Origin of the sequence: Streptococcus danieliae (genome assembly GCF_025447695.1) — a bacterium.
Classification (GTDB): domain Bacteria; phylum Bacillota; class Bacilli; order Lactobacillales; family Streptococcaceae; genus Streptococcus; species Streptococcus danieliae.
The window spans coordinates 1-10,705 of the sequence record NZ_JAOBSU010000062.1; the positions used below are offsets into that span (position 1 = coordinate 1).

Annotated in this window: 11 protein-coding genes; all 11 read left to right on the plus strand. The window is 45.4% G+C overall.

The window, feature by feature from the left end:
• Positions 1–179: 179 nt before the first annotated feature.
• The 11 genes from N4310_RS05475 to N4310_RS05525 all read left to right on the plus strand — a co-directional run bounded on the left by N4310_RS05475 (position 180) and on the right by N4310_RS05525 (position 10,633).
• The gene (locus N4310_RS05475; protein ID WP_160332540.1) at positions 180–548 is read left to right on the plus strand and encodes a DUF1033 family protein; all 369 of its coding nucleotides are present in this window, start codon (positions 180–182) and stop codon (positions 546–548) included.
• Positions 549–607: 59 nt separating this feature from the next.
• Positions 608–1,246: an SGNH/GDSL hydrolase family protein gene (locus tag N4310_RS05480; RefSeq protein ID WP_262092392.1), complete on the plus strand. Its 639-nt coding sequence runs from the start codon at positions 608–610 to the stop codon at positions 1,244–1,246.
• A gap of 55 nt (positions 1,247–1,301) precedes the next feature.
• Positions 1,302–2,390, plus strand: coding sequence for an AI-2E family transporter (locus N4310_RS05485; protein ID WP_420832900.1), 1,089 nt, complete (start codon positions 1,302–1,304; stop codon positions 2,388–2,390).
• A 94-nt stretch (positions 2,391–2,484) separates the two neighbouring features.
• Positions 2,485–3,003, plus strand: coding sequence for a hypothetical protein (locus N4310_RS05490; RefSeq protein WP_160332543.1), 519 nt, complete (start codon positions 2,485–2,487; stop codon positions 3,001–3,003).
• 92 nt (positions 3,004–3,095) lie between these two features.
• The gene (locus N4310_RS05495) at positions 3,096–4,310 is read left to right on the plus strand and encodes a pyridoxal phosphate-dependent aminotransferase (protein ID WP_262092394.1); all 1,215 of its coding nucleotides are present in this window, start codon (positions 3,096–3,098) and stop codon (positions 4,308–4,310) included.
• Positions 4,311–4,364: 54 nt separating this feature from the next.
• On the plus strand, positions 4,365–5,153 hold the full coding sequence (gene codY, locus N4310_RS05500; protein WP_160332545.1) for a GTP-sensing pleiotropic transcriptional regulator CodY: 789 nt from the start codon (positions 4,365–4,367) through the stop codon (positions 5,151–5,153).
• Complete coding sequence (locus tag N4310_RS05505; protein ID WP_160332546.1) at positions 5,153–5,722, plus strand: cysteine hydrolase family protein; 570 nt, start codon at positions 5,153–5,155, stop codon at positions 5,720–5,722. Before codY ends, N4310_RS05505 begins: the two co-directional genes overlap by 1 nt.
• A 124-nt stretch (positions 5,723–5,846) precedes the next feature.
• Entirely contained in the window at positions 5,847–6,152 is a 306-nt protein-coding gene (gene gatC, locus N4310_RS05510; RefSeq protein ID WP_160332547.1) for an Asp-tRNA(Asn)/Glu-tRNA(Gln) amidotransferase subunit GatC, read from the plus strand.
• Positions 6,149–7,615 (plus strand): Asp-tRNA(Asn)/Glu-tRNA(Gln) amidotransferase subunit GatA, encoded by a 1,467-nt coding sequence (gatA, locus tag N4310_RS05515; protein WP_262092395.1) that lies wholly within the window; start codon positions 6,149–6,151, stop codon positions 7,613–7,615. The genes gatC and gatA overlap by 4 nt, the downstream gene beginning before the upstream one ends.
• Complete coding sequence (gene gatB / locus N4310_RS05520) at positions 7,615–9,057, plus strand: Asp-tRNA(Asn)/Glu-tRNA(Gln) amidotransferase subunit GatB (RefSeq protein WP_179923755.1); 1,443 nt, start codon at positions 7,615–7,617, stop codon at positions 9,055–9,057. The genes gatA and gatB overlap by 1 nt, the downstream gene beginning before the upstream one ends.
• Positions 9,058–9,253: 196 nt before the next feature.
• Positions 9,254–10,633 carry an MATE family efflux transporter gene (locus tag N4310_RS05525; RefSeq protein WP_262092396.1) on the plus strand — a complete coding sequence of 460 codons (1,380 nt, stop codon included), beginning with the start codon at positions 9,254–9,256 and terminating at the stop codon, positions 10,631–10,633.
• The last annotated feature ends 72 nt before the right edge of the window (positions 10,634–10,705 follow it).

A 10,705-nucleotide genomic window follows, 5' to 3' on the forward strand; every position in this document is an offset into this window, starting at 1 on the left:
ACCCAATCAACTACTGCGTCAAAGGTATTTTGCTAATCATAAAGAGAGAGGCTAGACTTTTGTCCCAGCCTCTTTTTACATCCAAGTGCTAGATTGGGCAATCCCTTCTTTTTGAGCTCAAATTCTTCCTTTATATGTGGAAATTGTGTATAATATCTTCTAATAAGGGGAATGAGTTTATGTACCAAGTAGTAGAGTTATATGGTGACTGTGAGCCATGGTGGTTCACAGATGACTGGCAAGATGATACAGTCCAAGTAGAAGCATTTGAAACATATACTAAAGCCCTCGTGTTTTTCCAAGATAGGTGCAGCCAGTATGAACAGGATTACCCAGAGATTCGGTATGAAGGGGAGACTATGGCCGCCTTTTGGAAGGAGGGAGAGGAACGCTGGTGTGAGGAATGTGGTGACTACATTCAGCAGTACCATTCTCTTGCTGTGGTTCAAAATGGACAAATTCTTGAAAATCTCTCTACTTTAAATTTGGAAGAATTTCTTTCCCCAAAAGCCCATTGTCAATTTGATCAGGGCTTCAGACGTGCGTAATCTATGGGTCTAGTCGAACAGTAGTATCGACAGACCCTTTTTCTGTAAAGGAGAGACAAATGGCGGTTCAATTATTGGAAAGTTGGTTACTGGGGGAACAGGCTAAAATACAAGCCAACTATAAAGAGCTCAACACGCTCTGCCTGCAGGAGCCCCAGATTATTTTTGCAGGAGATTCAATTGTGGAGTATTTTCCGTTCCATGAGTTATTGACGAGCTCCAAGTCCATTGTTAATCGTGGTATTCGCGGTTATCAATCCAATCAATTATTAGAGCATCGCTCCCTGCATTTTTTTGGTCAAAATTTAGAAAAGGTTTTTCTGCTTATTGGAACGAATGATTTAGGAAAGGAAGTTCCCCTAGATCAGACCTTGGCCAATCTAGAGCAGCTGTTCTACCTTTTGCAACACGACTATCCACTGGTGGAGATCAAGCTGCTTTCCATTTTACCGGTCTATGAAAGTGATGAAACGAGGGCTAAGCTCTATACGCGGACTAATGAGGGGATTCGGAAAATGAATCAGGCCTATGCCTCCTTGGCAGGGGCCTTTCCCCAGGTTGAGTATCTGGATGTAACGGAAGGGTTGCTGGATGATCACGGCCAATTGCGGGCTGCCTTCACGACGGATGGACTGCATTTGACGGCTCATGGTTACGCCTCCCTAGCCCAAGCTTTGCAACCGCATTTAATAGTCTAATTACCTTGGCAAGGGTAAAGTGGTCTGTTATAATGGGTAAGTTATGAAAAACTTAATGGAAAAAAATAAAGTGCTTTTTGTAGCCATTGCTTTTGCGGCGATTAGCCTCGCCTTGGTTCTTTATATTGCCAATATCTGGCAAGGGTTCCATTACCTCATGGGGGTCTTTTCTCCGATTATTATTGGCGCTGGCTTGGCCTTTGTGTTTAACGTACCGATGAAGAAGCTGGAAGGCCAGTTGAGAGCATGGAAGGTGAAACCAGGTTTACAGCGTCCCTTGGCCATGCTCCTGGTGTTGCTGTTGCTGTGTTTGATTTTTGCTGGCGTCGTGGCGATTATTGTGCCAACCCTGGCAACTTCTGTTAACAGTTTAACCCATACTGTGCAAGCGGCAGTGCCCCAGCTTGGTTCCTGGTTAGCTGCAACTGGCTTGGTGAATCGGGATCAACTACAGGATATTTCAAAGTATCTCACCGATAGTGGGATGCTCAATAAGGGAGCACAGCTCTTAGGCAATTTAACCGGAAATCTCGGGGGATTGGTTGGCAATGTCTTTACCGTTATGATGGCCTTGTTCTTGATGTTTGCCATGCTGGGGAGCAAGGAGCACCTGGCTTCGAGTACCAATCGTATTTTAGCTGTTACACTGCCCAAGAAGGTGGGGGATCGTCTCCGCTATGTAGGGAGTGTCATGGTTGAAACCTATGATGGTTTTTTGATGGGGCAGTTGATTGAAGCCTTTATCATTGGCTTTTTGGTGTTTGCGGCTTATAGTTTGGCAGGCCTACCCTTTGCGTCAATGACAGCGGTTTTGGCAGGTGTCTTGTCCTTTATTCCGTATATTGGTCCTTTTACGGCTTGTGGTTTGGGTGCAATTTTTATTTTTACCATTAGCCCTTGGCAGGCCCTTTTGTCGATTGTTGTTTTCCAATTGGTTCAATTGATAGAAGGAAACTTGATTTATCCACGGGTGGTTGGTTCTCAAGTGGGGCTTCCGAGCCTGTTTACCCTCGCGGCAGCCTTGATTGGGGGAAATCTATTTGGCCTTGTGGGAATGATTTTCTTTACGCCCATTTTTGCGGTTATTTACCGTTTGGTCAAGGAAGCTGTCGAAGCGAAGGAGGCAAGCTTCTCTCCAAAGTAGAATTTTTTGATTTAAAAGTAAATTACCCTTTTAAAAAGGTCAAGAATGTGCTAAACTGTTAGACAGTTACATTATAGTTAGGGAGGTTGTCTAAATGGTAGAATCGAATTTTCGCGAATATGCCAAAAAAGACAAAGAGTATTTAGTGAAGGATATTGAGGCGTTACGATTGAACATTGGAGCGTCGATTCATGAATTTTCAAAGGAAATGGATGTTTCAATGGATACCTACTTTTCTTGGAAGTATGGCCGTAGTTATCCAAATCCAAAATCGATTGAAAAGATTGTCGTTTTTATGGAGTCTGATAAACCAGAGAAATTACGGGAAGAAATTCGCCAGCGTAAGGAAGAAATCCGTCAGCGTCGCTTGGGACGCAAGAGCACACGGGAGTGGACTCAGGAGGATTTGGAGCGGGCTCAGAAATTTCTCAATGAAATTGCAGCATTTCAATCAGATTACCAGTTAAATGAAGCGGAACTCTTGGTTATTTTGAAAATCACACAGAATACTTGGGAAAAATGGACTGAGGGCATGAGTCTTCCGTCTGTTGGCAAGATGTTTGATTTGCGCGATCGGATGCGGACCCACCGGAAAGAGCATCCTGTTAATTAGAAGACAAGGGAAAAGAATTGGGGTTGGAGAAACTCCAATTCTTTTTTATGCCAGAAAAAGGTATAATAGGGTTCAGTAAGGAGGAATAAAGAATGAGGTTTTTTGAAAAATCACAAAAGCTAGAAGATGTAGCCTATGATATTCGAGGTCCGGTTTTGGAAGAGGCTATGCGGATGCGTGCCAATGGTGAGCAAATTTTACGCCTAAACACGGGGAATCCGGCCGAGTTTGATTTTAAGGCGCCAGATGAAGTTATCCATGATCTAATTCGGAATGCCCGCAATAGTGAGGGGTATTCAGACTCCAAGGGGATTTTCTCAGCCCGGAAGGCGATTATGCAGTATTCCCAGCTTAAAGGCATTCCCAATGTGGATATTGATGATATTTTTATTGGTAATGGCGTCAGTGAGCTAATCGTTATGTCTATGCAGGGGCTTCTGGATAATGGAGATGAAGTTTTGGTGCCCATGCCCGACTATCCGTTGTGGACGGCAGCTGTAAGTTTGGGGGGAGGCAAGCCGGTCCATTATCTCTGTGATGAGGAAGCTAACTGGTATCCAGATATGCAAGATATCCGGTCCAAGATTACCGAACGGACTAAGGCTATTGTTGTCATCAATCCTAATAATCCGACTGGTTCGCTGTATCCACGGGAAGTCTTGGAGGACCTGGTTCAGATTGCGCGTGAACACAATTTAATTATTTATGCCGATGAAATTTATGATCGTTTAGTCATGGATGGGAAGGAGCATATCGCGATTGCCAGTCTGGCTCCAGATCTTTTCTGTGTTAGCATGAATGGTCTATCAAAATCCCATCGAATTGCTGGTTTTCGTGTGGGCTGGATGGTCTTATCCGGTGAGAAGAAACATGTTCGGGGTTATATTGAAGGTTTGAACATGTTGGCCAATATGCGTCTATGTTCCAATGTCTTAGCCCAACAGGTGGTTCAGACTTCCTTAGGCGGTTATCAGTCGGTTGATGAGCTGCTTTTGCCGGGTGGTCGGATCTATGAACAACGAAACTTCATGTATGAAGCGATCAATGCTATTCCAGGTTTGTCGGCAGTCAAGCCGAGTGCGGGTCTCTACCTCTTTCCGAAAATCGACCGGACTATGTACAAGATTGAAGACGATGAGCAGTTTGTTCTCGATTTTTTGAAGCAGGAGAAGGTGCTCCTGGTTCATGGACGTGGTTTTAACTGGAAGGAACCCGATCATTTCCGGATTGTTTACTTACCACGGGTTGAAGAGTTGGCCCAGGTCCAAGAAAAAATGGAGCGATTTTTAGCCCAATATCGTTATTAATTTCCATTCGTTAGAAAATTCTGATACAATAGGAAGAGAATAATGAGGTGAACTATGGCAACGTTATTGCAAAAAACGACAAGGATTACTTCAATCTTGAAAGAGTCTTACGAGCAATCCCATGATGATATGCCTTTTGCATCGATTGCTCAACGTCTATCGGAAATCATTGATTGTAATTCCTGTATTATTAATAGCCAAGGTGATTTACTTGGCTATTTTATGCGCTATAAGACGAATACTGACCGAGTAGAGGCTTTCTTTCAGAGCCGCAAGCTTCCAGAGGTTTACGTCAAAGAGGCTGGTTTTGTTTATCAAACAGAAGCCAACTTGGATGTCAATTCTGCTCTATCCATTTATCCAGTTGAAACCAAGGAAAATTATCCAGATGGTGTGACAACAGTGGCACCGATTCATATTACAGGGATTCGTCTGGGCTCCTTGATTATTTGGCGGAATGATGAGCCCTTTGGTGAAGATGATTTAATCTTAGTTGAGATTGCCAGCACTGTTGTTGGCTTACAGATGCTCAACCATCAGCGGGAGATTGATGAAGAGAACCTTCGCCGTCGGTCAACTGTGTCAATGGCCGTTAATACTCTTTCTTATTCTGAATTACGAGCGGTTTCAGCTATTTTGGAAGAATTGGGAGGAACAGAAGGTCAGTTGACAGCTTCTATTGTTGCAGATCGGATCGGAATTACCCGAAGTGTGATTGTCAATGCCCTTCGTAAATTGGAGTCTGCAGGAATTATTGAGAGCCGGTCTCTCGGTATGAAAGGGACCTACTTGAAGGTTTTGATTGCAGATGTTTTTGAAGAAATTAAAAAGAGGGAATTTTAATGACAAAAGCGGTTTTATCTATTGATTATACAAAGGATTTTGTGGCAAATGATGGAAAGTTAACAGCTGGTCAACCGGCGCAAGCCATTTCAGAAGCCATGGCGGCTGTCAGTCAAAAAGCTTGGGACAATGGGCACTATGTTTTTTTCATGATTGATGAACATCTGGAAGGCGACACCTTTCATCCAGAAAGCCAACTCTTCCCACCCCACAATATTCGTGGAACAGAAGGCCGCACCTTATACGGCCCATTGAAGGCTTTTTTTGAAACCCACAAGGATTCCGAGCGCGTGTTTTGGATGGACAAACACTACTATTCAGCCTTTGCAGGAACCATGCTGGACATCTACTTGCGGGAGCGAAAGGTTGATACTCTGGTTTTAACAGGAGTGCTGACCGATATTTGTGTTCTGCACACTGCGATCGATGCCTACCAGAAGGGCTATCAGATTGAAATTGTGACGGACGCAGTCGCAAGTATTACAGAGGAGCAGCACCAATTTGCCCTTGACCATATGAAAAATGTCTTGGGTGCAAAACTCTACTCTTCAACAGAATTGAACTTTTAACCGATAATCTAGGGGATGGCTTTCCGACCATCCTCTATTTTTCAGGCTTGAAATGTGGTAGAATAAGGAAGATTTATACTCTCCCTTAGGTAGGAGTATGACTTGTAATCGTAAAGGAGATAGAATGAAGATTTCACATGAAGAAGTGGCTCACGTGGCTAATCTATCAAAATTAGCCTTTACCGCAGAAGAAACAGAGCGGTTTGCGACGGATTTGACCAAGATTGTCGATATGGTTGAAATGTTAAATGAATTGGATACAGAGGGAGTGGCAGTGACCTCCTCTGTGGTCACCCAGGTCAATGTTCTTCGTCCGGATCAAGCCCAAACAGGTTGGAATCGAGAAGAGTTATTTGAAAACGTACCTGAAAAAGACAAGGGCTTTATCAAAGTTCCAGCCATTTTCGAAGAGGAGGGCAGTAATTCATGAGACTGCAAGAACAAACAATCGACCAATTGCATGATCTCTTGGTCAAGAAAGAAATTTCCGTTGAGGAATTAACCAAAGAAACCTTGAAGGATATCGAGGAGCGGGAAGCAGCACTAGGGAATTTTATTACCATCAGTGAAGAGAATGCTCTGGAGCAAGCCCGTGCCTTGGATGCTAAGGGAGTTGATGCGGATAATGTCTTGAGTGGGATTCCGGTAGCGGTCAAGGATAATATTTCTACGGAGGGAATCTTGACGACTGCGGCATCAAAAATGCTCTACAATTACAAGCCGATCTTTGATGCGACTAGTGTTTCCAACCTTTACAAGAAAGATATGATTGTCATTGGGAAGACCAACCTGGATGAATTTGCCATGGGGGGATCCAATGAGACTTCCTATTTCAAACCAAGTAAAAATGCCTGGGATCAAAGCAAGGTTCCGGGAGGTTCTTCTGGAGGTTCTGCTTCTGCTGTAGCAGCTGGTCAGGTGCGTCTGTCCTTGGGGTCAGATACTGGAGGGTCTATTCGCCAGCCCGCAGCCTTTAATGGAATTGTGGGGATGAAGCCAACTTATGGCCGGATTTCCCGTTTTGGTCTCATTGCCTTTGCTTCTTCCTTGGATCAGATTGGACCATTTGCACCGACTGTTCGCGAAAATGCCCACTTGTTGGGGGCCTTGGCTGGTCATGATTTACGCGATGCAACCTCTGCACCGCTGGCTGTTCCTGATTTTACCAGTAAGATTGGTCAGGATTTGACAGGGATGAAAATTGCCTTGCCCAAAGAGTATATGGGTGAAGGAATTGACCCGGCTGTGAAGGATCAGATCTTGGCAGCTGCTAAAAAGTTTGAGGAACTGGGTGCGCGTGTGGAAGAAGTGAGCCTCCCCCACAGTCGCTATGGTGTAGCCGTTTATTACATCATCGCCTCTTCAGAAGCAGCCTCCAATCTTCAACGTTTTGACGGAATTCGCTATGGATTTAGAGCGGAAGATATTGAAAATCTTGAGGATGTCTATGTCAAGACCCGGAGCCAAGGTTTTGGAGACGAGGTTAAGCGGCGGATTATGTTGGGGAACTTCAGTTTGTCATCGGGTTACTACGATGCCTACTTCAAAAAGGCTGGCCAGGTTCGGACTTTGATTATGGAGGATTTCCGCAAAGTCTTTGAAGGCTATAACTTGATTATGGGACCAACTGCCCCAACAGTAGCCTTTGATTTGGGTAGCCGTGTGGAGGATCCGATTGCCATGTACCTGGCGGATTTGTTGACGATTCCGGTGAACTTGGCTGGACTTCCAGGTATGTCTCTGCCAGCTGGATTTGCGGATGGTCTGCCGGTTGGTCTGCAACTGATTGCCAACCACTTCCAAGAAGAAACTCTCTACCAAGCTGCTGGAGCCTTTGAGGCAGCAACCAGCTACCATTTAGAAAAACCTGCGATTTTTGGAGGTGTCAACTAATGAATTTCGAAACCATTATTGGATTGGAAGTCCATGTGGAGCTAAAAACAGCTTCCAAAATCTTTTCACCTGCACCAGCACATTTCGGTGAGGATCCAAATGCCAATACCAATATCATTGACTGGGCCTTTCCAGGTGTCTTGCCGGTCTTAAACAAGGGTGTTGTAGATGCTGGGATCAAAGCTTCCCTAGCTCTGAATATGGACCTGCATCGGGACATGCATTTTGACCGGAAAAACTATTTCTATCCGGATAATCCTAAAGCTTATCAGATTTCACAATTTGATGAGCCAATTGGTTACAATGGCTGGTTGGAAATTGAACTAGAAGATGGATCAACCAAGAAAATCCGTGTCGAACGAGCGCATCTGGAAGAAGATGCTGGGAAAAATACTCATGGCAGTGACGGGTATTCCTATGTGGACTTGAACCGTCAAGGGGTTCCCCTAATTGAGATCGTATCTGAAGCCGATATGCGCAGCCCAGAAGAAGCCTATGCCTACTTGACTGCCTTGAAGGAAATCATCCAGTACACAGGAATTTCCGATGTCAAAATGGAAGAAGGATCGATGCGGGTGGATGCCAATATCTCCTTGCGCCCTTACGGCCAAGAAGCCTTTGGAACCAAAACAGAATTGAAAAACCTCAACTCCTTTAACTATGTGCGGAAAGGGTTGGAGTATGAGATCAAACGCCAGGCCGAAATCCTGCGATCTGGCGGCCAAATCCGTCAAGAAACACGCCGTTACGATGAGGCAACCGGTGAGACCATCTTGATGCGGGTTAAGGAAGGGGCGGCAGACTACCGTTACTTCCCAGAACCAGACCTACCACGGGTACAGTTGGACGAGGCTTGGATTGAAGCTGTTCGCCAAGAACTACCAGCCTTTCCAAAGGAACGGCGCCAACGCTACCGGGCTGAATTTGGTTTGAGTGACTACGATGCGCGTCAATTGACAGCTAGCAAGTTCCAATCTGACTTCTTTGAAGCAGCCGTGGCCCTGGGTGGTGATCCTAAGCAAGTTTCTAACTGGTTGCAAGGGGAAGTGGCCCAGTACCTCAATGCCAATAATCAGGCCTTGGCTGACCTTGCCTTGACTCCAGAAAATTTGGTTGAGATGATTGGATTGATTGCGGATGCAACAATTTCGTCTAAGATTGCCAAAAAAGTTTTTGTCCATCTGGCCAAAAATGGTGGCTCTGCGCGTGACTATGTTGAACAAGCCGGCTTGGTCCAAATCTCTGATCCAGCCGTCTTAATTCCGATCATTCATCAGGTCTTTGAGGATCAACCAGCAGCCGTTGCCGATTTCAAGTCTGGTAAACGAAATGCGGACAAGGCCTTCACTGGTTTCTTAATGAAAGCAACTAAGGGACAGGCCAACCCACAAGTGGCCCAAGCCTTGTTGAAAGAAGAATTGCAAAAATTGTTAGAAGAGTAAAAGACGAGTTAGGAAAAGGTCGAGACACGTTTTGGAGGTCCCGGCCTTTCTCTTGGTTTTAGTACTTTTTCGCTTTTTCTTTATCACTAAGGAGGCTTGGCAAGGTCAGATTGTGAAATTCAATGAGTATTAGGATGAACTTGATACTAGTGTTTGTCTGTAAGAGCTGTTTGACAGCTATACGAAAGGAATTTGTATGGAACAGAATAAATTAGGGACGGCCTCTATTTCGTCTCTCTTACGACAGTTGGCCATTCCAGCAGTTATTGCCAATGTGGTCAACGCTCTTTACAATATCGTCGATCAAATTTTTATTGGCCAAGGGATTGGTTATCTGGGAAATGCGGCGACCAATGTTGCCTTTCCTGTGACCACCCTGTGTTTGGCCTTGGGTTTGATGATTGGCCTGGGGGCGGCAGCTCGTTTTAATTTGGAGCTGGGGCGAGGGAAACAGGCCCTAGCCCAGAAGGTGCTGGGGAATGCTTTTACGACCTTGGTTGTGGCGGGAGTAGTCCTGTGTCTGGTGTTACAGATCTTCTTGGGGCCCTTGTTGACATTCTTTGGGGCGACAGAAAGTATCTATGACCTAGCCTTGACCTATACCAGTGTATCGATTTGGGGTGTTCCCTTCTTATTGTTTGCGATTGGCTCTAATCCCCTGGTGAGGGCGGATGGCTCTTCGACCTATTCCATGATGGCTATTATTTCTGGGGCGGTGGTTAATACCCTGTTGGATCCCCTGTTTATCTTTAGCTTTGGTTGGGGCATGGCGGGAGCTGCTTGGGCTACGGTTTTGGGACAATTTGTTTCGGCTCTAATCTTGGCCCTGTATCTCCCACGTTTTAAAAGCGTGCGTCTGCAGCGGGAGGACTTCCGTTTGCAGGGGGCTTTGGTACGATCTTTTGCCTCGCTGGGGATGGCTTCCTTTATTTTTCAATCCTCCAACCTCTTGGTGCAGATTGTGACCAACCAATCCCTGCGTTTTTATGGAGAAAGCTCGATTTATGGCAGTGAGATTCCAATCGCGGTGGCTGGGATTGTATCCAAAATCAATGTCATTATGATTTCGCTGATTATCGGGATTGTTCAGGGCTCCCAACCAATTTTAAGTTTTAACTATGGCGCTCAGAACTGGGGTCGGGTGCGGGAAACGATTCGCATTGCCATTGCTTGGGTATCGGTGATTGGTTTTGGGACCTGGGCCGCTTTTGAGGCCTTTCCCTATGAGTTTTTAGCCCTATTTGGATCGGGCAGCCAGGCTTATTTTGAATTTGGTATTGCCTATATGCGGGCCTTCTTCCTCTTTTCCTTTGTCAATGGGGTGCAGATTTTTTCTGCCACCTATTTCCCAGCAATCGGCCAGGCCAAGATAGGGGCTAAGATTTCTCTACTCAAGCAATTGGGTCTCATTTTGCCCCTCCTCTTGCTTATGCCCCGCTTTTTCGGGGTCGCGGGACTAGCCTATGCGATGCCCCTAGCTGATTTTACGGCCTTTGTGGTCGCGGGTTGGGCCTTGTGGAAGGCCTATGGTCGGCTTGGCTTTCCTTTTGAAGCAAAAGAAGGGGATATGGTATAATCCCGAGTTTATCAGTTTAAAAAAGACAAAGGATAGCTAACCCCTTGTGTACCAAGGAGTTTGGCCATCCTT